This window comes from Pollutimonas rozaliensis, from assembly GCF_048751585.1.
Classification (GTDB): domain Bacteria; phylum Pseudomonadota; class Gammaproteobacteria; order Burkholderiales; family Burkholderiaceae_B.
Map to the genome: position 1 here is coordinate 1 of NZ_JAZHOB010000162.1, position 265 is coordinate 265.

Genomic DNA, 265 nt, shown 5'->3' on the forward strand with positions numbered 1-265 from the left:
CTTGGACAGAACCTGACTGATTTATTAGAAGAAGAACGCGATCCGTCATTAGGTAATGGCGGTTTAGGTCGTTTAGCCGCTTGTTTTATGGACTCGTGTGCTGCGCAAGAATATCCAACAGTTGGCTATGGTTTGCATTATGAGTACGGTTTGTTTAAACAATCGTTTGAGGATGGACATCAAAAAGAAGCGCCAATTTCTTGTTTAATGTCAGGACGAGCGACTTCCCATGGATAGCCCTCAATTCCACACCAAGCATCTGGCG

At 44.5% G+C, this 265-nt stretch carries 1 protein-coding gene; it reads left to right on the forward strand.

Features of this window, described 5'->3' with window-relative positions:
• Positions 1-237: glycogen/starch/alpha-glucan phosphorylase (locus tag V0R37_RS22400; protein ID WP_420376596.1), on the forward strand; the 237-nt coding region annotated here is incomplete at its 5' end.
• Positions 238-265 lie beyond the last annotated feature (28 nt).